The organism is Janthinobacterium sp. TND4EL3, assembly GCF_900156175.1.
In the GTDB taxonomy this organism is placed as follows: Bacteria; Pseudomonadota; Gammaproteobacteria; order Burkholderiales; family Burkholderiaceae_D; genus Janthinobacterium.
Map to the genome: position 1 here is coordinate 512,216 of NZ_FTMV01000001.1, position 23,759 is coordinate 535,974.

The window sequence follows — 23,759 nt, forward strand, 5'->3', positions numbered from 1 at the left end:
GTTGATGTATGAAGGTCATGCACCCAAACAGTGAAGCCCAGCAGGGCGGCTCTGGCGGGACCAAGACTGACCGTGGGTCTACATTGTGTGGATTCTTCGGCTTAAGTTGGGAAAGAGAATACTATGATTCAAACTGAAAGCCGGCTCGAAGTGGCTGACAATACCGGTGCCAAAGAAGTAATGTGCATCAAGGTATTGGGCGGCTCCAAGCGCCGTTATGCTGGCATTGGCGATGTGATCAAGGTAACCGTTAAGGTTGCTGCGCCACGTGGCCGTGTCAAAAAAGGTGAAATTTATAACGCCGTGGTTGTGCGCACCGCTAAAGGTGTTCGCCGCCAAGACGGTTCCCTGGTGAAGTTCGACGGCAATGCCGCCGTTCTGTTGAACGCCAAGCTGGAACCGATCGGTACCCGTATTTTTGGACCTGTCACGCGCGAACTGCGCACTGAGAAGTTCATGAAAATCGTGTCCCTGGCACCGGAAGTCCTGTAAGGAGTCGTAATGGATAAGATTCGTAAAAACGACGAAGTCATCGTTCTGACCGGGAAAGACAAGGGCAAACGTGGTGTGGTACAGCAGCGTATCGATGCTGAACATATCGTGGTTGACGGCATTAACATCGCTAAAAAAGCGACTAAGCCAAACCCGATGACTGGCGTAACTGGTGGTATCGTCGATAAGACCATGCCAATTCACGTGTCCAACGTTGCATTGTTTAATGCGGCGACTGGCAAGGCAGATCGCGTGGGTTTCAAAGAAGTGGACGGCAAGAAAGTTCGCATCTTTAAATCCTCCGGCGAAGTAGTGAAGGCTTAAGAAATCATGGCACGTCTCCAAGAATTCTATAAAGAAAAAGTCGTTGCCGACCTGACCAGCAAGTTTGGTTACAAGTCGGTAATGGAAGTTCCACGCCTGACCAAGATCACCCTGAACATGGGTGTTGGTGAGGCTATCGCGGATAAAAAAGTTCTCGAGCACGCAGTTGCTGACTTGACCAAGATCGCCGGCCAGAAGCCAGTGACCACCAAGTCCCGCAAAGCGATCGCAGGCTTCAAAATCCGTGAAGGTTATCCGATCGGTACGATGGTCACCCTGCGCGGCGCTCGCATGTACGAGTTCCTGGATCGCTTCATTACCGTGGCTCTGCCGCGCGTACGCGATTTCCGTGGTGTGAACGGCCGTGCATTTGATGGTCGTGGTAACTACAACATCGGTGTCAAGGAACAGATCATTTTCCCTGAAATCGAATACGACAAGATTGACGCGTTGCGCGGTATGAATATCAGCATCACGACAACCGCTAAGACCGATGACGAAGCCAAAGCTTTGCTCGCCGCCTTTAAATTCCCTTTCAGGAACTGATCATGGCCAAACTGTCACTGATTAATCGTGAGATCAAGCGTGCTGACCTGGTGGCGAAATTCGCCCCTAAGCGCGAAGCTCTCAAGGCCATCGTCGATGACCAATCGAAATCGGAAGAAGAGCGCTACGAAGCTCGCCTGAAACTGCAGGCGCTGCCACGTAACTCGAACCCGACGCGTCAACGTAACCGTTGCGCCATCACCGGTCGTCCGCGCGGCACATTCCGTAAATTCGGTCTGGGTCGTATCAAGCTCCGTGAATTCGCCATGCGTGGTGAAATTCCGGGTATGACAAAAGCAAGCTGGTAATAGGAGAATATGCAATGAGTATGAGCGATCCTATCGCCGATATGCTGACCCGCATTCGCAACGCACAAGGCGTGCAAAAAACGACCGTGGCCATGCCATCGTCGAAAGTCAAAATTGCGATTGCCAACGTCCTGAAGGACGAGGGTTACATTGAAGATTTCGCTGTTGCCGAAGCTGGTGGCAAGGCGGAACTGAAGATCGGTTTGAAGTATTATGTTGGCCGTCCCGTTATTGAGCGCTTGGAGCGCGTGTCCCGTCCGGGTCTGCGCGTCTACAAGGGTAAAGACGAGATCCCTGTTGTGATGAATGGCTTGGGTGTGGCGATCGTGTCGACTCCGCAAGGCGTCATGACTGACCGCAAAGCACGCGCTACCGGTGTCGGCGGCGAAGTTATTTGCTACGTGGCTTAAGGAGTTACACATGTCTCGAGTAGCTAAAATGCCTATCGTAGTGCCAGCTGGCGCCGAAGTCGCCATCTCCGCACAAGCGATCACCGTAAAAGGCCCGCTGGGCGTACTTTCCCAAGTCCTCACCGGCCTGGTCAAAGTAGAAAACAATGCAGGAACCCTGACTTTCGACGTGGCGAACGACAGCCGCGAAGCCAATGCCATGTCCGGCACGCTGCGCGCACTGGTCAACAACATGGTTGTTGGCGTCACCAAGGGTTTCGAGAAAAAGCTGAACCTGGTAGGCGTGGGTTACAAGGCGCAAGCCCAAGGCGACAAGCTGAATCTGTCCCTGGGTTTCTCGCACCCTGTAGTGCATGACATGCCAGCCGGCGTTACCTGCGCAACACCAACCCCGACCGAGATCCTGATTAAAGGTATCGACCGTCAACAGGTTGGCCAGGTAGCCGCTGAAGTTCGTGCTTACCGCGCTCCTGAGCCTTATAAGGGCAAGGGCGTTCGCTATGCGGACGAAGTGGTTAAGCTTAAAGAAACCAAGAAGAAGTAATTAGGGGCTGACGATGGATAAGAAAGAATCACGGCTTCGCCGCGGACGCCAAACCCGCATCAAGATTGCGGAATTGAAAGTAAATCGCTTGTCGGTGCACCGCACCAACCTGCACATTTACGCCAACCTGATCAGCCCGGACGCTAAAGTCCTGGTTTCGGCCTCGACGGCTGAAGCGGAAGTTCGCGCTGAACTGGCAGGCCAATCCGGCAAAGGCGGCAATGCCGCTGCTGCAGCCTTGATCGGCAAGCGCGTCGCTGAAAAAGCGTTGAAAGCAGGAATCACCGAAGTTGCGTTCGACCGCTCCGGTTTCCGTTACCACGGCCGTGTGAAAGCGTTGGCAGAAGCCGCACGCGAAGCCGGTCTGAAGTTCTAAGGATCAATCATGGCAAAAATGCAAGCAAAAATGCAAAGCGACAAGCCGGATGATGGCATGCGCGAAAAAATGATCGCGATCAACCGCGTGACCAAAGTGGTCAAGGGTGGTCGTATCATGGGTTTCGCCGCGCTGACCGTAGTTGGTGATGGCGATGGCCGCGTCGGCATGGGCAAGGGCAAATCGAAAGAAGTGCCAGTTGGCGTGCAGAAGGCAATGGAAGAAGCCCGTCGCAACCTGATCAAAGTACCGCTCAAAAACGGCACCTTGCATCACACGGTTGTTGGTCGTCACGGCGCCTCCAAGGTCCTGATGAACCCAGCTAAGCCTGGTACTGGCGTTATCGCTGGTGGCGCAATGCGCGCTATCTTCGAAGTGATGGGCGTGACGGACGTGGTGGCGAAATCCACCGGTTCGAACAACCCATACAACCTGGTACGCGCTACGCTGGACGGCCTGTCGAAAATGAGCACTGCTTCCGATATCGCTGCCAAGCGCGGCAAGTCGGTCGAAGACATTCTGGCTTAAGGTGGACAAAATGACAAACACAGTCAAAGTGCAATTGGTCAAGGGCTTGATCGGTACGCGCGAATCGCATCGCGCTACCGTGCGCGGTCTGGGTCTGCGTCGTGTAAATTCGGTTTCCGAATTGCAAGACACCCCATCCGTACGCGGCATGATCAATAAAGTATCGTATCTCGTTAAAGTTGTCGGGTAAGCCTTCGGGCTTACACGAACGGAGCAAATCATGGAATTGAATACTATTGCACCAGCCGAAGGCGCTAAGCACTACAAGCGTCGCGTCGGTCGCGGTATCGGCTCCGGCCTGGGTAAAACCTCGGGTCGTGGTCACAAAGGTCAGAAATCGCGTTCGGGCGGCTTTCATAAAGTCGGTTTCGAAGGCGGTCAGATGCCTCTGCAACGCCGTCTGCCTAAGCGCGGTTTCAAATCGATGCACGCAACCTTCAAAGCTGAAGTGCGCCTGTCCGATCTGAACAACCTGGCTGTTGGCGATGTCGACATTCTGGTCTTGAAGCAAGCTGGCGTTCTGGGCGTGTTGGCCCGTGACGTGCGCGTGATCTTGTCCGGCGAAATCACCAAAGCGGTGAATTTGAAGGGCTTGAAAGTGTCCGCTGGCGCGAAAGCCGCCATCGAAGCAGCCGGCGGCTCGGTAGCCTGAGTTGACCGCTAACAGCTTGATCGGAGCGAAAATTGGCGACTAATCCACAACTTGCTAAAAGTGCAGCGGCCGGTTTCCCTTGGGGACGGCTCTGGTTTTTGCTTGGCGCATTGGTGGTTTATCGTATCGGTGCTCACGTCCCGGTTCCCGGGATTGACCCGACACAATTAGCCTCGCTGTTCAAGGAGCACGAAGGCGGCGTCCTGGGCATGTTCAACATGTTCTCGGGCGGTGCCTTGTCTCGTTTTACAGTGTTTGCGCTGGGTATCATGCCTTATATCTCGGCCTCGATCATCATGCAATTGCTGTCGATCGTGTCACCGCAGATGGAAGCGTTGAAAAAAGAAGGCGAAGCAGGTCGTCGCAAGATCACCCAGTACACCCGGTATTTCACGGTTGCGCTGGCACTGTTCCAAGCGTTGGGCATTGCAGTCGCACTGGAGTCGCAAGCTGGTCTGGTGTTGGAACCTGGTCTTGCATTCCGCTTCGTGACGGTCGTCACTTTGTTGACCGGAACAATGTTTTTGATGTGGTTGGGTGAGCAAATTACCGAGCGTGGCTTGGGGAATGGCATCTCGATCATCATTTTTGCCGGGATTGCAGCCGGTCTGCCGTCGGCGTTGGGTGGCTTGTTCACTCAGGTGTCGAATGGTTCGATCAGCAGCTTCAGCGCGATTTTCATCGTGATCCTGGTAGCACTGGTAACGTACTTCGTTGTATTCGTCGAACGTGGTCAGCGCAAAATATTGGTCAACTACGCGAAGCGCCAGGTAGGCAACAAGATTTATGGCGGTCAAACCAGCCATTTGCCGTTGAAGCTGAACATGGCCGGCGTGATCCCGCCGATCTTTGCTTCTTCGATCATCTTGTTTCCGGCCACTATCGTGGACTGGTTTTCAAAGGGCGCCGACAACGCTAACCCTGCGGTGCGGTTCTTGAAAGATTTGGCAGCATCGATGGGGCCTGGTGAGCCTATCCATGCGCTGTTGTACGCAGTGGCGATCGTGTTTTTCTGTTTCTTCTATACAGCGCTGGTCTTTAACAGCAAGGAAACAGCGGATAACTTGAAGAAAAGCGGTGCGTTCATTCCCGGGATCCGTCCAGGCGAGCAGACAGCCCGTTACATCGACAAGATCCTGACACGCTTGACACTTGCCGGCGCAGTCTACATCACCCTGGTGTGTTTATTGCCGGAATTTATGCAAGCCCAGTGGAAGGTACCATTCTATTTCGGCGGTACTTCTTTATTGATTATTGTAGTTGTCACCATGGATTTCATGGCGCAAGTACAGAACTACGTGATGTCGCAGCAATATGATTCGCTGCTGCGCAAAGCAAATTTCAAGGGCGGAATTCCGACGCGTTAAGCGCGGTAAACATACCGAATGGCAAAAGACGACGTCATACAGATGCAGGGCGAGATTCTTGAGAATCTCCCAAATGCAACATTTCGAGTGAAGCTGGAGAACGGACACGTGGTGCTCGGGCATATTTCAGGTAAAATGCGGATGAATTATATTCGCATTCTCCCTGGAGACAAGGTGACGGTGGAGTTGACGCCGTACGACCTGAGCCGAGCCCGCATTGTGTTCCGTACCAAGTAACACACTGAATCAAACCAAAGAAGCGAAAGAAAGAGCCCAAAAATGAAAGTTCTCGCATCAGTCAAGCGGATCTGCCGCAACTGCAAGATCATCAAGCGCAAAGGCGTAGTCCGCGTTATCTGCGTGGAACCACGTCACAAGCAGCGTCAAGGTTAATCGAGGAATAACAAATGGCACGTATTGCAGGGGTTAATATCCCAAATCATCAGCATACCGTTATCGGCCTGACAGCCATCTACGGTGTGGGCCGTCCACGCGCAGAGAAAATCTGTGCATCGACCGGTGTAGCAACCAACAAAAAGATCAAAGATCTGGATGACAGCGAACTGGAAAAACTGCGCGATGAAGTAGGTAAATTCATCGTCGAAGGCGATCTGCGTCGTGAACTGTCCATGAACATCAAGCGTTTGATGGATCTGGGTTGCTACCGCGGCATGCGTCATCGTAAGGGTCTGCCTTGCCGTGGCCAGCGTACGCGTACGAACGCACGTACCCGCAAGGGACCGCGTAAAGCCGCTCAATCGCTGAAAAAATAATCCGCTAGGGAATAATTATGGCTAAGTCGCAAAATAACGCCGCATCAGCACGCGTGCGTAAAAAAGTTAAAAAGAACGTCGCTGAAGGCATCGCACATGTCCACGCATCGTTCAATAACACCATCATTACCATCACCGATCGTCAAGGCAATGCCTTGTCGTGGGCTACCTCCGGCGGTGCAGGCTTCAAGGGTTCGCGTAAATCGACCCCATTCGCAGCGCAGGTCGCCGCGGAAGCCGCTGGTAAAGTGGCAGTTGAGTGTGGCGTCAAGAACCTGGAAGTACGTATCAAGGGCCCAGGTCCTGGTCGTGAATCCGCCGTTCGCGCGCTGAACAACCTGGGCATCAAGATCACCGAGATCCAGGACGTGACGCCGGTACCGCACAACGGTTGCCGTCCACCGAAACGTCGTCGTATCTAAGATAGTGTTGCAGAGGGCGCTTCGGCGCCAGCTGCTTTGCTGTCTGTTGTAACTCAGTACAGTTGTGTGAAAACGCTGGAGCAGGGAGCCGGAAACGGTTATACTGCCCGGCTGTTCTTGCCTGTCAAATCCTGTTTGACGGGTTTTTCGTTTTCAGCCACCGTCTGATTGAAACCAAATCAGACTAGCGCCTAACCGCATCAGTGTGTTTGATCATGCATGTGGCTGGGGCGTTATCATTTAAAAAAAGGAAGTATCGTGGCACGTTATATCGGACCTAAAGCAAAACTTTCCCGCCGTGAAGGTACAGACCTGTTCCTGAAGAGCGCCCGTCGCTCGCTGGACAGCAAGTGCAAACTGGACGTCAAGCCAGGCCAGCACGGTGTCAAATCCGGCGCCCGCACCTCGGACTACGGTAACCAACTGCGCGAAAAGCAAAAAGTCAAGCGCATGTACGGCGTGCTGGAACGTCAATTCCGCCGCTACTTCGCTGAAGCAGACCGTCGTAAAGGCAACACCGGCGAAACGCTGTTGAAGTTGCTGGAAACGCGTCTGGACAACGTTTGCTACCGCATGGGCTTTGGCTCGACCCGCGCTGAAGCGCGTCAATTGGTCAGCCACAAAGCGTTCACCGTGAACGGTATCGTTGTGAACATCGCTTCGTACTCGGTCAAAGTTGGCGACATCATCGCTGTTCGTGAAAAATCGAAAAAGCAAGTGCGTATCGTTGAAGCACTGTCGCTGGCCGAACAAGTTGGCATGCCTAGCTGGGTTTCGGTTGATGCCAAGAAAATGGAAGGTACTTTCAAGTCCCTGCCAGAGCGTAACGAAATCGCTAACGACGTCAACGAATCGCTGATCGTCGAACTGTACTCGCGTTAATAGCAGTTAGCACCACCTCCGCCCACTCGATCGAGTGGGCGTTTTACTAATGCCATCAGCCTTATCGGTGTAATGAGCCGAGGGTATTGAAAAGGACATTTCATGCAAAACAGTTTGTTGAAGCCACGTATTATCGATGTTGAAGCTCTCGGTGCAGGTCACGCCAAGGTCGTGATGGAACCGTTCGAGCGCGGCTATGGCCACACATTGGGTAACGCGTTGCGCCGCGTTCTGCTGTCGTCGATGGTGGGCTACGCGCCGACCGAAGTGACGATCGCTGGCGTCGTCCACGAATATTCTTCCCTCGATGGCGTGCAAGAAGACGTCGTCGATCTGTTGCTGAACTTGAAGGGTGTGGTTTTCAAAGTCCACAACCGCGATTCGGTAACCCTGACCCTGAAAAAAGAAGGCGAAGGCGCCATCCTGGCCTCCGACATCGACCTGCCGCATGACGTCGAACTGATCAACCCTGACCACGTGATCGCCCACCTGACCGCCGGTGGCAAGCTGGACATGCAGATCAAGGTTGAAAAAGGCCGCGGCTACGTTCCTGGTAACGTGCGTCGCCTGTCGGAAGACACGAACAAGACCATCGGCCGCATCATCCTGGATGCGTCGTTTTCGCCAGTGCGCCGTGTATCGTACTTCGTTGAATCGGCTCGCGTTGAACAGCGTACCGACCTGGACAAGCTGATCATCAACATCGAAACCAACGGCGTGATCTCGCCGGAAGAAGCGATCCGCCAGTCGGCCCGCGTCCTGGTGGACCAGTTGAATGTGTTCGCTGCCCTGGAAGGCACGGAAGCCGCCGCCGAAGCGCCATCGCGCGCTCCGCTGGTCGATCCTATCCTGTTGCGTCCAGTCGACGACCTGGAGTTGACCGTGCGTTCGGCGAACTGCCTGAAAGCGGAAAACATCTACTACATCGGCGACCTGATCCAACGTTCGGAAAACGAGCTGCTGAAAACGCCAAACCTGGGCCGCAAGTCCCTGAATGAAATCAAGGAAGTGCTGGCATCGCGCGGCTTGACCTTGGGCATGAAGCTGGAAAACTGGCCGCCTGCCGGCCTGGAAAAGTAATTCGTAGTTGTAGCAAACTGCCTGGGACAGGTGTCCCAGGCTTTTATTTTGTAGTACCAAACCGGTCCGCGGCCAGTCGGGGTTTCCCGCCCAGCCGATCGAAGAACTGGATTTAAACACTCACCGAAAGGATTTATCATGCGTCACGGTCACGGCCTCCGTAAACTGAATCGTACCTCGTCCCACCGTCTGGCAATGCTGCGCAACATGACAGTATCGCTGCTGCGTCACGAAGCGATCAAAACCACCCTGCCAAAAGCAAAAGAACTGCGCCGCGTTGTCGAGCCAATTCTGACCCTGGGCAAAACCGACTCCCTGGCAAACAAGCGTCTGGCCTTCAACCGCCTGCGCGACCGTGAAATGGTCGTCAAGCTGTTCGCTGAACTGGGCCCACGTTTCGCCAACCGTAACGGTGGTTATGTGCGTATCCTGAAAATGGGTTTCCGCGTCGGCGATAACGCTCCTATGGCGTTCGTTGAACTGATGGATCGTCCAGATACGACCGAAGCAGTTGAAGTTGCTGGCGAGTAATCCCAGTAATTGCATCTGAGAAAGCCAGGCCTAGCCTGGCTTTTTTGTTTTCTGCTGCAGCTATCCTTGCTGCGGTGTACTATTCTTCTTTCGCGCCGGCCCGGCACATGCGCTGCCTGCTCCGCGCGTCCTCTGTCGAATGGTCGAAAAGGTAGTTCATGTCCCGATTCCCCTCCAGCGCCACCGCGCGCGCCGCTCCACTACATCAACTGCTGATCTGGTTTGCCGCCTGTTTGCTGCTGGCCATGGCCGTCTTTGGCGCCAGTCACGCCCGCGCCGACGATGAATTCCTCGATCCCGAGCTGGCTTTTAAATTTTCCGCCCGCATGCAGGACCCGTCCACCATCGCCGTCACCTATGTGATTGCCGATGGCTACTATATGTACCACGAGCGCTTCAAGTTCGAGGCCGTGGGCGCCAGGCTGGGCACGCCGGTGTATCCACCCGGCAAGGTCAAGTTCGACGACACCTTCCAGAAGAATGTGGAAACCTTCCGCAAGACCCTGACCATCACCATTCCCGTCGAAGCGGCCGGTGCGTTCACCCTGAAGGCGACGGGACAGGGTTGCTCCGACAAGGGCCTGTGCTACGCGCCGCAGGATGCCACCGCGCAGCTGGTGGGCAGTGGCGGCGGCCAGAGCATGGCGCCCGGTGGCTTGCCATCGAAGTTCGCCTTGCCGGCAGCGCCGGCAGTCGACACGGCGGCCGTCAACGGTCCGCAGGCGCAGGCCTCGCCCGGCGTGTCCGTGCTGAGCATCCCCCAGGCCGATATCACCAGCACGCCCGAGCCGGTCGCGGCGGCGCCCGCGGCGGCGAGCCCCGCGCCGGCGCAAGACGAGATGGGCAAGATCGAAGCGGCGTTGAAGGGCGGCAAGCTGCTTGTCATCGTGCCCCTGTTCATGCTGCTGGGCCTGGGGCTGGCATTTACGCCGTGCGTGCTGCCGATGGTGCCGATTTTGTCGTCGATCATCATCGGCGATGGCGCCAAGGTCAGCCGCTCGCGCGGCTTGCTGCTGTCGCTCACGTACGCGCTGGGCATGGCCATCGTCTATACGGCGCTGGGCGTGGCGGCCGGGCTTGCGGGTGAAGGCCTGGCTGCCCAACTGCAAAATCCGTGGGTGCTGGGCTTTTTTGCCTTGCTGATGGCGGGCCTGGCCTTGTCGATGTTCGGTTTTTATGAGCTGCAAGTGCCTGCCTTCCTGCAAGGAAAACTGACATCCGTATCGAACCAGCAATCGTCCGGCCGCCTGGCGGGCGTGTTCGTCATGGGCGCCATTTCCGCCCTGATCGTGGGGCCCTGCGTGGCTGCGCCCCTGGCAGGCGCCTTGCTGTACATCAGCCAGACGCGCGACGTCGTCATCGGCGGCAGCGCGCTGTTCGCCATGGCAGTGGGCATGAGCGTGCCGCTGCTGCTGGTGGGCGTCTCGGCTGGCACCTTGCTGCCGCGCGCCGGCGCGTGGATGGATGCCGTCAAGCGCTTCTTCGGCGTGCTGCAGCTGGGCGTGGCCTGGTGGCTGGTCTCGCCTGTCCTGCCGGGTGCCGTGCAGATGCTGGGCTGGACGGTCCTGCTCGTCGGCTATGGCATGTATTTGCTGGTGGGCAAGAGCGGCACGCAGAACGCCTGGGTCGGCAAGGCCTTCGGTCTCGTGTTTGCCGTGCTGGGCGTGGTGCAACTGGTTGGCGTGGCCAGCGGTGGCCGCGACCCGCTCGCGCCGCTGGCGCACCTCGGCGGCGGCCAGGTCCACGCGCAAGCGTTTACGCGCGTAAAAACCGTGGCGCAGCTTGATGCGGCATTGACTCAGCTCAATGGCAAGCCAGCCTTGCTGGACTTTTATGCCGACTGGTGCGTGTCCTGTATCGAAATGGAAAAATTGACCTTCGTCGATCCCGCCGTGCGCGAGAAGATGGGACAAGCCGTGCTGCTGCAGGTGGACGTGACGGCCAATGATGCGGACGACAAGGCCATGCTGAAACGGTTTCAATTGTTCGGTCCGCCGGGCATCATCATGTTCAACCCGCAGGGACAGGAAATTGCCCAGTCGCGCGTGATCGGCTTCCAGAATGCATCGACTTTCCTGACCTCCTTGCGCAAACTTGACGGGCAGTAAGTATTTACTTGTGTTTGCAATCAGAAAAAGCCCGCATCGCGGGCTTTTTCTATTTCTGCACAGCTAACACTCAGCCGGCTTTGGGATGCTCCTGCATGCCATGGTGTTCGCCGTGATGGCGGCCACGCATGCCACCATGTTTGCCGCCAGGCACGCTGTCGTCAAAGACTTTCTTTTGTTCCGGCGTCAGCACGGCATAGAACGTCTTCAGGGAAGCCAGGCGGCTTTCCTGGCTGGCGATGCGTTCCTTCGACATGGCGATCCATTGCTCCATGCGTTCAGGCGCGGACAGCTTGGCCATTGCTTCGCGCTTGGCTTTCCAGTCGCCCATCGGCTTTTTCGGCGCGTTGGCGGCCGTGAAAGTAGCCCAGGCAGGCTCCTGCGCGGCCGTCAGCTTCAGCTTGTCATGCAGGCGGGCCTGGTACTTGGCCATGCGTTCGCCGGGATTGCCACCGCGGTGGCCTTCATGTTGCATCCTCGTGCCGGCGGCAGGCGCGCTGGCGGCCGCTTCCTGGGCGTGGACGGTCAGCGATGCCGCACCCATGCCGAGCACGCTCATGGCGATGACCATCGTCTTGCGTAAGGTTTTCATTGAGGCGTTCATCTGGATTCCTTTATAAGTGATGAGAAATGTACATGCTGCTGCACATGAATCCATGTTGGACTCTCCATGTTTCCCCGAAGTGTCCGCTGCCAGACAGTTTGTATCTATATGTTTCTTCGGGTCCTCTATATACAAGACGATACAAATGCGCTGTGCAAGGCTTGGCGAAGTGGGGATAATTCGTACCATGGAACCCACTTCTACAATCCTCATCGTCGACGACGACCGCGATATCCGCAGCCTGCTGGCGGATTACCTGGAAACGAACGCCTACCGCACCCTGGGCGCGGCGGACGGCACGGCCATGTGGAAAATCCTCGATGAAACGCGGCCCGACCTGATCGTGCTCGACCTGAACCTGCCGGGCGACGACGGCCTGACCCTGTGCCGCAAGCTGCGTGCGCAATCGACGGTGCCGGTGATCATGTTGACGGCGCGCAATGAGCCGCTGGACCGCATCCTGGGCCTGGAAATGGGCGCCGACGATTATTTGCCGAAGCCGTTCGAACCGCGTGAATTGCTGGCGCGCATACGCAGCGTCTTGCGCCGCAGCCACGCCATGCCGTCGAACGTACCATCGGACAAGGCGCAGCAAATCCGCTTTTCCGGCTGGACGCTGGATCTGACGGCGCGCCACCTGCTCAATCCCAGCGGCCTGGTGATCATGCTGTCGGGTGCTGAGTTCCGCTTGTTGCGCGTATTCCTCGAACATCCGAACCGCGTGCTCAACCGCGACCAGTTGCTGAACCTGACGCAGGGCCGCGACGCCGACCCGTTCGACCGCTCGATCGATATTCAGATCAGCCGCCTGCGGCAAAAGCTGGGCGAGGATGCCCGCTTGCCGCAGATCATCAAGACCGTGCGCAACGGCGGCTACGTGCTGGCCGGCCAGGTTAATGTGGAGCCGCACGCGTGAAGGCCTTCCTGGGGTCGATGACGGGCCGCGTCTTCATGTTCTTGCTGATCGGTATCGTCGCTTCGGCCGCGCTGACACAGTGGCTGGCCGTGGGCGAACGCCAGCGCGCGCTGGAGCAGTATCGCGACTACCATGCCGTAGAACGGGCCGAGCAGCTGGTGATGGCGGCCGACATCGTGCCGCTGGCCTCGCGCGCGGCCTACCTGAAGGTGGCCAACAAGGGCAGCGTGCGCCTGGAACTGCGTCCCGACGCCGAGCACGTCCCGGGCACGCCGACGGAGTTCTCCACCGCCCTGCAGGCGAAGCTGGGCGAAGGCTTCAAGGTCAGCGCGCTGGCCGAACGTCCGGCCGCCTGCACGCAGCCGCGCAAGTCGACTGGCCTGTTCGGTCCCAAGCCCTGGGGCGGCACGTGCGAAAACCTTGATGTGCGCATGCAGGACGGCCACGTGCTGCGCCTGATGGTGTTGCCACCGCGCCAGCAGCCGCCATTCGGCGAGCATAGCGACTGGGTTACCTTGCTGCCATTTTTGATCAGCATCGCCATCCTCGCCTACCTCGTCACGCGCATGACCATGCGCCCGCTGAAACAGCTGGCGCAGGCGGCAAAAGACCTGGGTAACGACATCAACCATCCGCCGCTGACCCTGTCGGGCGCCAGCGAAATCCGCCAGGCCAGCGCCGCTTTCAATGCCATGCAGGCGCGCATCCGCCAGCATATTTCCCAGCGGACACAAATGCTGGCCGCCATCACGCATGACTTGCAGACGCCGCTCACGCGTCTGCGTCTGCGTCTGGAAAAAGTGGCCGATACGGAATTGTATGATCGGCTCGTGGGTGACCTGTCGGCCATGCAAAGCATGGTCAAGGAAGGGCTGGACCTGGCCCGTTCGATGGACAGCACGGAAGCGATGCAGGCGCTCGACCTCGACTCGCTGCTAGATAGCGTCTGTTCCGACGCAGCCGATGCGGGCCAGAAAGTGACCCTCAGCGGCCATGCGGGCATGGCCTTGATGGCGCGGCCCATCGCCATGCGGCGCTGCCTGGTGAATCTGATCGACAATGCCGTCAAATATGGCCAGTACGCGCATGTGACCGTCGAGCGCATCGCGGGCGCGGCGCGCATCCGCATCCGCGACGGCGGGCCAGGCATTGCGCCAGATCAACTGGCCAAGGTGTTCGAACCGTTTTATCGGATAGAAACCTCGCGCTCGCGCGAATCGGGCGGCACGGGCCTGGGCCTGACCATCGCCCGCAACATCGCCGAGCAGCATGGCGCCACGGTCTTGCTGTCCAATCATGTGGACGGCGGACTGGAAGTGACCCTCATCGTGCCCGAATATTACGCGGGAAAATGAGCATTTCCGTGCGACAATATTGCGCTTTATGCTCCCTCGCAATTACATTCAACCTGCAGCCTGGCGCTGCAACAGCGTGACAGAAAATGAAAAAGACTAGCCTGGCAATCGTGGTGGGTGCGGCCCTGTGTATCGGTGGCGGCATCTGGTATTTCAATCATCAGTCCGCCAGCCAGAGCGGTGCAGGAGGCAAGGGCGGCAAGGGAGGGGCGCAGTCGCCCACCACCGTCAGCGTGGTCGCACCCGTGCGCCAGGACGTGCCGATGGTGCTGCAAGCCAATGGCAGCGTGATGCCGATCAGCAGCGTTGACCTGCATCCGCAGACGACCAGCACGATTAGCAAGGTGCATATCCGCGAAGGCCAGTTCGTCAAGCAGGGCGAGCTGATGTTTACGCTCGATGCGCGCAGCGAGCACGCGAATGTTGACAAGGCGCAAGCGCAGGTCTTGCGCGACCGCGCCTCGGTGCAGGATCTCGAACGCCAGCTCAAGCGCAATCAGGATTTGCTGAGCAAGAATTTCATCGCCCAGGGCGCCGTGGATACCCTGCAAAGCCAGCTCGACGCGGCACGCGCCTTGCTGGCCGCCGACCAGGCCGCCTTGCGCGCCGCCCAGGTCGACTCCAGCTACACGGTCTTGCGCGCGCCGCAGAGCGGCCGCGTGGGCGCCATCAATGTCTACGCGGGCAGCCTGGTGCAGCCGGTCACTTCGCTGACCAGCATCACCCAGCTCGACCCCATCGATGTGTCGTTCACCTTGCCGGAAAGCAGCCTGTCAGGCTTGCTGGCGGCACAAAAGGCGGGCGAGGTGCCTGTCACGGCGCTGTTGTCGGACGCGGGCGGCAAGCAGCTCGAGGGCAAACTGAACTTTATCGACAATGCCGTCGATCCGGCGACCGGTGTGATCAAGATCAAGGCCCGCTTCAATAATGGTGGCACTGACTTGTGGCCTGGCCAGTACGTGAATACGCAGCTGACCGTGCGTACCCTCAAGGATGCGCTGGTGATCCCGCAAAACGCCATCATCACGAGTACCGCCGGCACCTTCGTGTACTCGATGGAAGCGGACAACACGGCAAAGATGCGCAAGATTGCCCGCGTGTATGCATTCGGACCGAGTGCCGTCGTCACCGGCCTGGCGGGTGATGAAAAAGTCATCGTCGATGGCAAGCAGAACTTGCGCCCAGGCAGCAAGGTACGCCTGGCGGAAAAACACAAGGCTGCCGATGGCGCCGCCGCACCGCAGGGCAAGCCAGCATGAATCTGTCCGAACTGAGCATCCGCCGCCCCGTCATGGTGGTGTTGCTGTCCCTCTCCATCATCCTGGCCGGCGTGCTGGCCTACCTGAAAATTCCCGTGGCGGCCTTGCCGAGCTACAACACGCCCGTCATCAACGTGAGCGCCGACCTGGCCGGCGCCAGCCCGGAAACCATGGCCTCGTCGGTGGCTTTGCCGCTGGAAAAACAGTTTTCCACCATTTCCGGCCTCAGCCTGATCACCTCCACGAGTACGCTGGGCAATACCTCGCTGACCCTGGAATTTGATGCCAGCATCAATGTCAACGAGGCGGCCGTCGACGTGCAGGCCGCCCTGCTGCGCGCACAGCGCCAGTTGCCGACGGAAATGACGGACTTGCCGTCCTACCGCAAGGTCAATCCGGCCGATGCGCCGGTGCTGTTCATCCAGATGACGTCGCCCTCGCTGAACTTGTCGGATCTCAATGATTATGCGGAAAACCTGATCGCGCCCAGCCTGTCGACCTTGCCTGGTGTCGCCCAGGTCATCGTCAATGGCCAGAAACGCTTTGCCGTGCGCGTGCGCGCCCGCGCCGACCTGATGAACGCGCGTAACCTGACGATGGACGAACTGGCCCAGGCCCTGCGCGCCTCGAACACGAATTCCCCGCTGGGCATCCTTGACGGCCCGAGCCAGACCCTGACCATCCAGGGCAATCCGCAAATGATGAAAGCGGCCGACTTTGCCGAACTGATCGTCGCCAGCCGCAACGGCCAGCCCGTGCGCCTGAAAGACGTTGCTGAGGTGGAAGACAGCTTTCAATCGATCAAGGCCGTCGGCAGTTTCAATGGCGAGCGCTCGATCAGCCTGATGGTACAGCGCCAGCCGGATGCCAATACCGTGCAAGTGGTCGATGGCGTGCGCCGTTTGCTGCCGGGCTTCAAGGAGCAATTGCCGCAGTCGATACAGATCAGCCTGGTCAACGACCGTTCGCTGTCGATCCGCGAAGCCATCCATGACGTCAATTTGACCCTGGCCCTGACGGTGGTGCTGGTGGTGCTGGTGATCTTTTTGTTCCTGCACCGCGCGGCCGCGACCTTCATTCCGGCCGTCACCATGCCGATCTCGCTGCTCGGTGCGCTGGCCCTGCTGTACTGGCTCGGCTACAGCCTCGACAACGTGTCCCTGCTGGGCATCACCCTGGCCGTGGGCCTCGTCGTCGACGATGCCATCGTGGTGCTGGAAAACATCGTGCGCCACATCGAGATGGGCAAGAAGCCGATACGCGCTGCGCTGGAAGGAGCGAAGGAGATGGGCTTTACCATCATCTCGATTTCCGTCTCGCTGGTGGCCGTGTTCATCCCCATCTTCTTCATGCCGGGCGTGATCGGCTTGCTGTTCCACGAGTTTGCCGTCGTCGTCTCGCTGGCCGTGCTGGTGTCCGCCGTCGTGTCGCTGACCCTGGTGCCGATGCTGGCCAGCCGCTTCCTGCCGGCCGACTCGCGCGAGCACAATGACAGCGACCCCAGCCATGGCGAGAAAACCTTTATCGGCCGCCATTTCGAAGCGGGTTTTACGAAAGTGCGCAACGGCTACGTGCATCTGCTCGACAAGGCCCTGGCGCACCGCAATGTGGTGCTGTTCGTTGCTGTGTGTACCTTTGCGCTGACGGTGCTCTTGTACGCGACCATTCCGAAAGGATTCTTCCCCGAGGAAGACCTGGGCCAGATCCAGGTGAATACGGAAGCGTCGGAAGATATTTCCTCGGCGGCATTGCAGGACTTGCAAGCCCGCGTGGCGGCCGTGCTCAAGGCGGACCCCAGCGTGCAGGACGTGACGTCCTTCGTCGGCGGCGGCAACACGGGCCGCATGTTCATGGTGCTGAAGCCGCGCAGCGAACGGCCGAAAATGCCCGTGGTGCTGGAAAACCTGCGCCGCGCGACGAGCGCCGTGCCCGGCATGGCCGTGTATTTCCGCCCCGTGCAAAACTTGCAACTGGGCGGGCGCCAGAGCAAGAGCCGCTACCAGTACACCTTGCAAAGCGTCAGCCCCGACGCCTTGAATGACTGGGCGGAGAAGTTTATCGCAGGCATGCGCGCCGATCCGGCCTTCCGCGACGTCACCAGCGATTCGCAGATCAAGGGCTTGCAGGCATCGCTCCGGATTGACCGCGACAAGGCCAATCTGCTGGGCGTGCAAATGTCCGATATCCGCACGGCACTGTACAGCGCCTTTGGCGAGCGGCAAGTGTCGACCATCTATTCCTCGGCCGCCAGCTATTACGTGATCCTGGAGGCGGCCACGCCGGACCGCCAGTATGACGATGCGCTCACGCGCGTATCCGTGCGCAGCAAGTCGGGCGAACTGGTGAAACTGTCAAGTATTGCCTACGTGGAACGCACGATCGGCCCCACTGCCGTGAATCACCAGGGGCAGCTGCAGGCCGTCACCATCGCCTTCAACCTGGCGCCGGACGTGCCGCTGGGCGTGGCCACGGGCAAGATCGACGTGATGGGCAAGGAAATGAGCTTGCCGGCCTCCATCATCACGCGCTACGGCGGCGATGCGGCCGTGTTCCAGGATTCGCAGGCTAGCCAGATCATCCTCATCATCGCCGCGCTGGCCGTGATTTATGTGCTGCTCGGCGTGCTGTATGAAAGCTACATCCACCCGCTGACCATCCTGGCCGGTTTGCCGTCGGCGGCTGTGGGGGCGCTGCTGACCTTGCGCCTGTTCGGCATGGATCTGACCATGATCGCCATCATCGGTATTTTGATGCTGATCGGTATCGTCAAGAAGAACGCCATCATGATGATCGACTTCGCCCTGCACGCGCAGCGCAATGAAGGCATGAGCCCGCCTGAAGCCATCCGCCAGGCGTGTATCCTGCGCTTCCGTCCCATCATGATGACGTCGGCGGCGGCCCTGATGGGCGCCTTGCCCATCGCCCTGGGCCTGGGCGCCGGTGCCGAGCTGCGCCAGCCGCTGGGCCTGGCCGTGGTGGGTGGCTTGCTGTTTTCGCAAGTGATTACCCTGTTCATTACCCCTGTCATCTATTTGTTCCTGGACAAATACAGCGGCACGGGGCCGGTGACGGACGAGCAACTGGTGGCACTCGACAACAAGGCTTGAGTGCCGGCCTGCTCCGTGACCGGCGCCCCGTTCCAGCGTGAACGCGGCGCCGGTTTTGTATGGTCGGTGATACATACGGTAACAACCGTCAAGGGACGGCTCGGGTACTCTGGTTACCGCTGCAAGGAATGTCGCTATCCTGTACGCTTCGGGTTGGAAAGGCCGCAGAAGTGTTCCCAAAAGCAAGGGACTCTGGCACTATGGCTGCCCTGTAATGTTATTTCTTCGCTACACAGAAAGCATGATTCATTTTGCATGACACGACCCATTTGATGGCTGCCGATTCCGGCGTTTGTCCCACCTGCGGGCAAGTGATCCAGCCACCACCGGCCTACGGGTCCAGGACCAGCACCACGCGCAAGGTTGCCCTGGGCGTGTCCGTCTTGCTGCACGTGCTGCTGGCGGCCTATGTGCTGTTGCGTAGCGACAAGATCGAAAAGATTCCGCCGCCGAAGAAAGAAAGCGCGATGGTCTACATTGCGCCGCTGAAGGACAAGCCGCAACCGAAGCCGCAGCCGAAACCCACGCCGAAGCCGAAGGATGAAAAAGTTGCCAAGGTGAAACCACCGCCGGCCCCGAGCAAGCGCGTGGTCACAAAAGATGTGCCGCGCGACAAGCCGAAACTGGAAACGTACACGCCGCCGCTGGTGTCGAAAGTGCCGTTGCCGCCGCCGCCCGCTGAAGACATGAGCTCGATGATCGAGCAGCGCCGCAAGCAGCGCGAGGCGCAAAATCCCGCGCCGCCGGCCGAGGAGAGCGAAAACGACCGCGCCATGCGCGTGGCGAAGGCCAATATCGCCGGTGCGCAAGGACGCAATTCCGGCAGCGACCGCGAAGATTCGGGCGGCGTGTTTTCCATCGTCAACCAGACCTCGTTCAGTGCGGAAGTCAAGTTCAAGGGCTGGAATGGCAACTTCAAGCGCAACTGGCTGAAGCAGGAAAAAGTGGAACTGGGCAATGAGCCTGACATCGAAACGGCCATCATCAAGAAGATGATCCAGCTGATCCGTGCTGAAAAGCCCGGCGACTTCGTGTGGGAGTCGCGGCGCCTGGGGCGCAACGTCAACCTCAGCGCCCGCGTCGAGGATACGGCCGAGCTGATGGCTTTCCTGCGCCAGGAATTCTTTTCCGAGAAGCGCTCGGGGCCGGGACGGCGCTAGGCGCCAGAATCCGCTGCAATAAAAAAAGGCTGCGCCGTGTGAACGGGCAGCCTTTTTTATGCAGCGTTGATCTCGATCAAGCCGGTTTGTCCGACTCCGGCTCGACGTCGTCTTCCATTTCGATCAGTTCGACCATCTGGGCCGCGCCGTCTTCGCTGATGCCGGCCAGTTCCATGATCTTGTCGTTGGCTTCGTCGATGCCGACGCGCTTCAGGGCCGAGAACAGCTGCACGGTGAACGGGAAGCCGACGCCGTCTTCATCCACGTAGCTGTCGAGCTTGGCTTTCGCCTGGCGCAAGGCATTCACGGATTCATTGCGGTTCAGCTTATCGACTTTCGTCAGGATGCAGTGGATCGGCTTGCCTGTCGGGGCGAACCATTCCAGCATCTGGATGTCCAGGTCGGTGAAGGGGCGGCGCGAATCCATGATCAGGATCAAGCCCGCCAATTGTTCGCGGCGCTGCACGTAGTCGCCCAGCAGGCGCTGCCAGTGCAATTTCGCCGAGCCCGATACTTCCGCGTAGCCGTAGCCCGGCAAGTCGACCAGCAGGCATTCGATCTCTTCGACGATGGTGGCATCCTTGCGATGCTGCGCCACGTGGGCGCCGCCGATGGAGAAGTAGTTGATGTGCTGGGTACGGCCAGGTGTCTTGGAGGCGAACGCCAAGCCTTTCTGATTACACAAGATGTTGATGGCGGTCGATTTACCGGCATTGGAGCGGCCGGCAAAGGCGATTTCCGGCACCGTGGTATCGGGCAGGTCACGCAATTGGTTGACGGTCGTAAAGAAGCGGGCTTGCCAGAGTTTTGACATGGGAGTAGTAAAGCAACAAAAGGGAGCGATAAGGGAGCGATAACGCCAAGAAGCTATTGTACAATAAGGGGTTGTTTATTGTTGCCGGCGTAGCAGCGATGCGGCTTGCGGCCCTGAAAATAAAGCAAAAATCCCCAGGGCGCGGCAATGTCCACCACTAATTTCTCACTGTCTCAGGGTGCCTGAATGAATCGTGCGTTTTCACCGTTTGTCCAATCCATGCTGCTCGCTTTGCTGGCTGTATCGGCAACTGCTTACGCGGTCGAAGAACCGAAACCGGCCCACGCGCCAGCCGTCGCCGTCAAGGCTGACCCCGCCAAGGGCGCTACCCTGTACGCCGATGGCGATGCGGCGCGCGGCTTGCCTGCCTGCGTATCCTGCCATGGCGCGGCCGGCAATTCGACCATCACGGTCAATCCCAAGCTGGCCGGCCAGCATGAAAGCTATATCTACAAGCAATTGGTCGACTTCACTACGCCGGAACGCAACCAGCCCGTCATGACGACGTACGCGAAGATGCTCAGCGACGCCGACAAGAAGAATATCGCCGCCTACCTGGGCGCGCAGGTGTCCAAGCCGGGCGCCGCGAAAAACAAGGATACGATTGACTTGGGCAAGAAAATCTACCGTGGCGGCATTGCTTCGAAGCAAGTTGCCGCCTGCGCCAGCTGTCATGGCGCGACGGGCAATGGCATTCCCGTCCAGTATCCGCGCATTGCCGGCCAGCACCAGGATTACACGGTGGCCCAGCTGACCATGTTCCGCAGCACCAAGGCCGATGCCCGCAAGAACAGCGCGCAAATGCACACCATTGCCGCCCGCATGTCGGATGACGAGATTGCCGCCGTGGCCGACTATATCGCCGGCTTGAAGTAAGTTTTCATAGTGGCAAGAGATTGCCAGGCGCACCAGCGCGCATGAAGAGGGCGGCCGTTTCCACAGGCTGCCCTTTTTCATGGCAAGGGCCAAACAGGAGTATGCTGCCGCCTAGCGCGGAGAAACACTCTGCTCCATGCCTACATTTTCTTGAAGATTGCATATCCCGTATGAGTATCCACGTATGAGCACTGGCACGACCGGAATCGAGTTAAAAACCCAACGCCGCAGCCTGGCTGAATTCGTCGAGCTGGTCTCGTCGATGCGCTTTGCCATCAGCCTGCTGACCCTGATCGCCGTTGCGTCCATCATCGGCACCGTGCTCAAGCAGAACGAGCCCATGCCCAATTATGTGAACCAGTTCGGTCCGTTCTGGTTTGCCGTCTTTGACAAGCTGAGCCTGTATTCCGTGTATTCGGCCTGGTGGTTCCTCGTGATCATGGGCTTCCTCGTCGCCTCGACGTCGCTGTGCATCGTGCGCAATGCGCCGAAAATGCTTAAGGACATGCGCAGCTGGCGCGACAATGTGCGCGAGCAATCCTTGCGCAATTTCCACCACAAGCTGGAATGGCAGGCGCCGCTGCCGCGCGCCGTGCTGGCACAGCAGATGGTGATGCGCCTGAAAGACGCCGGCTACGGGGCCAAGGTGGTCGAGAAGGACAATGCCACCCTGGTGGCCGCCAAGCGGGGCGCCGCCAATAAATGGGGCTATATCTTCGCCCACGGCGCCATCGTCATCATCTGCGTGGGCGGCTTGCTCGACTCGGAAATGCCGATCCGCGTACAGCAATGGTTTTTTGGCAAGACGCCGTTTTCCGGCAGCGGCGTGATCGCCGACATTCCCGCCCAGCACCGCCTGAGCCTGTCAAATCCCACTTTCCGCGGCAACACCATGATCCCGGAAGGTTCATCGAGCAACACGGCCATCATTCCCCAGGCCGATGGCGTGCTGATCCAGGATCTGCCCATCACGATTTTGTTGAAGAAATTCCACATCGATTTCTATAGCACGGGCATGCCCAAGCTGTTCGCCAGCGATGTCGTCATCACCGACCATGCAACGGGCGAGACGTTCCCTGCGACCATCAAAGTCAACCAGCCGCTGCTGTACAAGGGCCTGGCCCTGTACCAGTCGAGCTTTGAGGATGGTGGCAGCAAGCTCAAGTTGACGGGCTATCCGATGACGGGCAAGACGACGAAACGCTTCGATATCGGCGGCGAAGTGGGCGGCAGCACGCCGCTCGAGCGCAGCGATGGCAATTCCTATACGGTGGAATGGTCGGCTTTCCGTCCGTTTAACGTGGAAAACCTCAGTGCGGGCCAGGATGTGCGCGCCGTCAACAAGACGGAAAGCTTTAACGAGAAGTTTGCCGTGGGCCTGGACAAACGCCTGGGGTCGGCCGGGAAGAATGCGCATAACAAGGACTTGAAGAATGTCGGCCCCTCGGTGCAATACAAATTGCGCGACAAGACGGGCCAGGCGCGCGAATACCAGAATTACATGCAGCCCGTCACGGTTGATGGCGCGACGGTGTTTCTGGCCGGCATGCGTGTCAACCCCAGCGACCCGTTCAGTTACCTGCGCATTCCCGCCGATGACAATTACAGCGTGACGGAATGGATGCGTTTGCGTGCCGCACTGCAAGATCCGGAGTTGCGCCAGCAGGCAGCCGCCCGCTATGCGGCGCGGGCCATGCCGCAGACGGGCGCGGAAGCCTTGCGCGGCCAGTTGCAGGAATCGGCGGCGAAGAGCCTGGGTATCTTTGCCGGCAATGGACAGGAGGGCGGTTTCCTCGCCATCTCGCGCTTCCTGGAAAAAGTTCCGACGGCCGAGCAGGAAAAGGCAGCCGATATTTTCATGAAGATCCTCAATGGCAGCCTGTGGGACCTGTGGCAGGCGGCGCGCAGCAAGGATGGCCTGAAGCCCATCGACGCCGATGACAAGCACGGCCGCTTCCTGCAACTGGCCACGAATGCGCTGTCCGACAGCTTCTTCTATGGCGCGCCCGTGTACCTGCAACTCGATGACTTCACGGAAATCAAGGCCTCCGTGCTGCAGGTGACGCGCTCACCGGGCAAGAGCGTGGTTTACCTCGGTTGCCTGTTCCTCGTGATCGGCGTATTTTCCATGTTCTATATCCGCGAGCGCCGCCTGTGGGTGTGGATCAAGGATGGCGAAGGCGGCAGCGACGCCCTGATGGCCATGAGCACGCAGCGCAAGACCCTGGATTTTGAAAAAGAATTTGAGAACTTGAAGGCAAAGCTGCCGCAATCGGCGTAAGCTGCGCTGTGTCTGGAACGCTGCAGCGTGACCGGGAATGGAGA

General features: G+C 58.6%; 28 protein-coding genes. 26 read left to right on the forward strand and 2 right to left on the reverse strand.

Going from position 1 to position 23,759, the window contains the following annotated elements:
- Positions 1-123: 123 nt before the first annotated feature.
- The 19 genes from rplN to dsbD all read left to right on the forward strand — a co-directional run bounded on the left by rplN (position 124) and on the right by dsbD (position 11,343).
- Positions 124-492, forward strand: coding sequence for a 50S ribosomal protein L14 (gene rplN / locus BXA07_RS02290; protein WP_008444317.1), 369 nt, complete (start codon positions 124-126; stop codon positions 490-492).
- A 9-nt stretch (positions 493-501) separates the two neighbouring features.
- Positions 502-816 carry a 50S ribosomal protein L24 gene (gene rplX, locus BXA07_RS02295; RefSeq protein ID WP_034753204.1) on the forward strand — a complete coding sequence of 105 codons (315 nt, stop codon included), beginning with the start codon at positions 502-504 and terminating at the stop codon, positions 814-816.
- Between the two features lie 6 nt (positions 817-822).
- The gene (gene rplE / locus BXA07_RS02300) at positions 823-1,362 is read left to right on the forward strand and encodes a 50S ribosomal protein L5 (protein ID WP_010394421.1); all 540 of its coding nucleotides are present in this window, start codon (positions 823-825) and stop codon (positions 1,360-1,362) included.
- 2 nt (positions 1,363-1,364) lie between these two features.
- Positions 1,365-1,670 (forward strand): 30S ribosomal protein S14, encoded by a 306-nt coding sequence (rpsN, locus tag BXA07_RS02305; protein WP_010394423.1) that lies wholly within the window; start codon positions 1,365-1,367, stop codon positions 1,668-1,670.
- A gap of 14 nt (positions 1,671-1,684) precedes the next feature.
- Positions 1,685-2,080 carry a 30S ribosomal protein S8 gene (gene rpsH / locus BXA07_RS02310; RefSeq protein ID WP_071325662.1) on the forward strand — a complete coding sequence of 132 codons (396 nt, stop codon included), beginning with the start codon at positions 1,685-1,687 and terminating at the stop codon, positions 2,078-2,080.
- Positions 2,081-2,090: 10 nt separating this feature from the next.
- Positions 2,091-2,624 (forward strand): 50S ribosomal protein L6, encoded by a 534-nt coding sequence (gene rplF, locus BXA07_RS02315; RefSeq protein WP_076565202.1) that lies wholly within the window; start codon positions 2,091-2,093, stop codon positions 2,622-2,624.
- Between the two features lie 13 nt (positions 2,625-2,637).
- The gene (gene rplR / locus BXA07_RS02320) at positions 2,638-3,000 is read left to right on the forward strand and encodes a 50S ribosomal protein L18 (protein WP_010394431.1); all 363 of its coding nucleotides are present in this window, start codon (positions 2,638-2,640) and stop codon (positions 2,998-3,000) included.
- A 9-nt stretch (positions 3,001-3,009) separates the two neighbouring features.
- Positions 3,010-3,528, forward strand: coding sequence for a 30S ribosomal protein S5 (rpsE, locus tag BXA07_RS02325; RefSeq protein WP_010394433.1), 519 nt, complete (start codon positions 3,010-3,012; stop codon positions 3,526-3,528).
- Between the two features lie 10 nt (positions 3,529-3,538).
- A complete protein-coding gene (gene rpmD, locus BXA07_RS02330; RefSeq protein WP_010394435.1) occupies positions 3,539-3,718 on the forward strand; it encodes a 50S ribosomal protein L30 in 180 nt (59 codons plus the stop codon).
- 30 nt (positions 3,719-3,748) lie between these two features.
- A complete protein-coding gene (rplO, locus tag BXA07_RS02335; RefSeq protein WP_034753211.1) occupies positions 3,749-4,180 on the forward strand; it encodes a 50S ribosomal protein L15 in 432 nt (143 codons plus the stop codon).
- A 32-nt stretch (positions 4,181-4,212) separates the two neighbouring features.
- Entirely contained in the window at positions 4,213-5,547 is a 1,335-nt protein-coding gene (gene secY, locus BXA07_RS02340; RefSeq protein ID WP_071325660.1) for a preprotein translocase subunit SecY, read from the forward strand.
- A gap of 18 nt (positions 5,548-5,565) precedes the next feature.
- On the forward strand, positions 5,566-5,784 hold the full coding sequence (infA, locus tag BXA07_RS02345) for a translation initiation factor IF-1 (RefSeq protein ID WP_005663428.1): 219 nt from the start codon (positions 5,566-5,568) through the stop codon (positions 5,782-5,784).
- A gap of 42 nt (positions 5,785-5,826) precedes the next feature.
- Complete coding sequence (gene rpmJ / locus BXA07_RS02350; protein WP_010394471.1) at positions 5,827-5,940, forward strand: 50S ribosomal protein L36; 114 nt, start codon at positions 5,827-5,829, stop codon at positions 5,938-5,940.
- Positions 5,941-5,954: 14 nt separating this feature from the next.
- On the forward strand, positions 5,955-6,320 hold the full coding sequence (gene rpsM / locus BXA07_RS02355; protein ID WP_046681666.1) for a 30S ribosomal protein S13: 366 nt from the start codon (positions 5,955-5,957) through the stop codon (positions 6,318-6,320).
- A 17-nt stretch (positions 6,321-6,337) separates the two neighbouring features.
- Positions 6,338-6,742 (forward strand): 30S ribosomal protein S11, encoded by a 405-nt coding sequence (gene rpsK, locus BXA07_RS02360; protein ID WP_010394475.1) that lies wholly within the window; start codon positions 6,338-6,340, stop codon positions 6,740-6,742.
- A gap of 258 nt (positions 6,743-7,000) precedes the next feature.
- Positions 7,001-7,624, forward strand: a complete 624-nt coding sequence (gene rpsD / locus BXA07_RS02365) for a 30S ribosomal protein S4 (RefSeq protein WP_038496998.1) — start codon at positions 7,001-7,003, stop codon at positions 7,622-7,624.
- A 102-nt stretch (positions 7,625-7,726) separates the two neighbouring features.
- Positions 7,727-8,704 carry a DNA-directed RNA polymerase subunit alpha gene (rpoA, locus tag BXA07_RS02370; RefSeq protein WP_008444343.1) on the forward strand — a complete coding sequence of 326 codons (978 nt, stop codon included), beginning with the start codon at positions 7,727-7,729 and terminating at the stop codon, positions 8,702-8,704.
- A 138-nt stretch (positions 8,705-8,842) separates the two neighbouring features.
- The gene (gene rplQ / locus BXA07_RS02375; RefSeq protein ID WP_034753219.1) at positions 8,843-9,235 is read left to right on the forward strand and encodes a 50S ribosomal protein L17; all 393 of its coding nucleotides are present in this window, start codon (positions 8,843-8,845) and stop codon (positions 9,233-9,235) included.
- A 158-nt stretch (positions 9,236-9,393) separates the two neighbouring features.
- Entirely contained in the window at positions 9,394-11,343 is a 1,950-nt protein-coding gene (gene dsbD, locus BXA07_RS02380; protein ID WP_083707997.1) for a protein-disulfide reductase DsbD, read from the forward strand.
- A 70-nt stretch (positions 11,344-11,413) separates the two neighbouring features.
- On the opposite strand, the gene BXA07_RS02385 is transcribed toward dsbD, so the two are convergent.
- Positions 11,414-11,947 (reverse strand): Spy/CpxP family protein refolding chaperone, encoded by a 534-nt coding sequence (locus BXA07_RS02385; protein WP_244556149.1) that lies wholly within the window; start codon positions 11,945-11,947, stop codon positions 11,414-11,416.
- A 187-nt stretch (positions 11,948-12,134) separates the two neighbouring features.
- On the opposite strand from BXA07_RS02385, the gene BXA07_RS02390 reads away from it, so the two are divergent.
- From BXA07_RS02390 to BXA07_RS02410, 5 genes are all read left to right on the forward strand, one after another.
- A complete protein-coding gene (locus BXA07_RS02390) occupies positions 12,135-12,863 on the forward strand; it encodes a response regulator (RefSeq protein ID WP_034753223.1) in 729 nt (242 codons plus the stop codon).
- Complete coding sequence (locus BXA07_RS02395) at positions 12,860-14,218, forward strand: ATP-binding protein (protein WP_076565205.1); 1,359 nt, start codon at positions 12,860-12,862, stop codon at positions 14,216-14,218. Before BXA07_RS02390 ends, BXA07_RS02395 begins: the two co-directional genes overlap by 4 nt.
- A gap of 86 nt (positions 14,219-14,304) precedes the next feature.
- Positions 14,305-15,477, forward strand: coding sequence for an efflux RND transporter periplasmic adaptor subunit (locus BXA07_RS02400; protein WP_076565207.1), 1,173 nt, complete (start codon positions 14,305-14,307; stop codon positions 15,475-15,477).
- The gene (locus BXA07_RS02405; RefSeq protein ID WP_076565209.1) at positions 15,474-18,584 is read left to right on the forward strand and encodes an efflux RND transporter permease subunit; all 3,111 of its coding nucleotides are present in this window, start codon (positions 15,474-15,476) and stop codon (positions 18,582-18,584) included. The genes BXA07_RS02400 and BXA07_RS02405 overlap by 4 nt, the downstream gene beginning before the upstream one ends.
- 272 nt (positions 18,585-18,856) lie before the next feature.
- Complete coding sequence (locus BXA07_RS02410) at positions 18,857-19,744, forward strand: hypothetical protein (RefSeq protein WP_244556150.1); 888 nt, start codon at positions 18,857-18,859, stop codon at positions 19,742-19,744.
- Positions 19,745-19,820: 76 nt separating this feature from the next.
- On the opposite strand, the gene yihA is transcribed toward BXA07_RS02410, so the two are convergent.
- Entirely contained in the window at positions 19,821-20,558 is a 738-nt protein-coding gene (yihA, locus tag BXA07_RS02415; protein ID WP_076565212.1) for a ribosome biogenesis GTP-binding protein YihA/YsxC, read from the reverse strand.
- A gap of 186 nt (positions 20,559-20,744) precedes the next feature.
- Here yihA and BXA07_RS02420 point away from each other — a divergent pair, with 186 nt between their 5' ends.
- Together BXA07_RS02420 and BXA07_RS02425 are read left to right on the forward strand one after the other, a co-directional pair.
- Positions 20,745-21,434, forward strand: a complete 690-nt coding sequence (locus BXA07_RS02420) for a c-type cytochrome (RefSeq protein ID WP_076565214.1) — start codon at positions 20,745-20,747, stop codon at positions 21,432-21,434.
- 184 nt (positions 21,435-21,618) lie between these two features.
- Complete coding sequence (locus BXA07_RS02425) at positions 21,619-23,715, forward strand: cytochrome c biogenesis protein ResB (RefSeq protein ID WP_076565215.1); 2,097 nt, start codon at positions 21,619-21,621, stop codon at positions 23,713-23,715.
- The last annotated feature ends 44 nt before the right edge of the window (positions 23,716-23,759 follow it).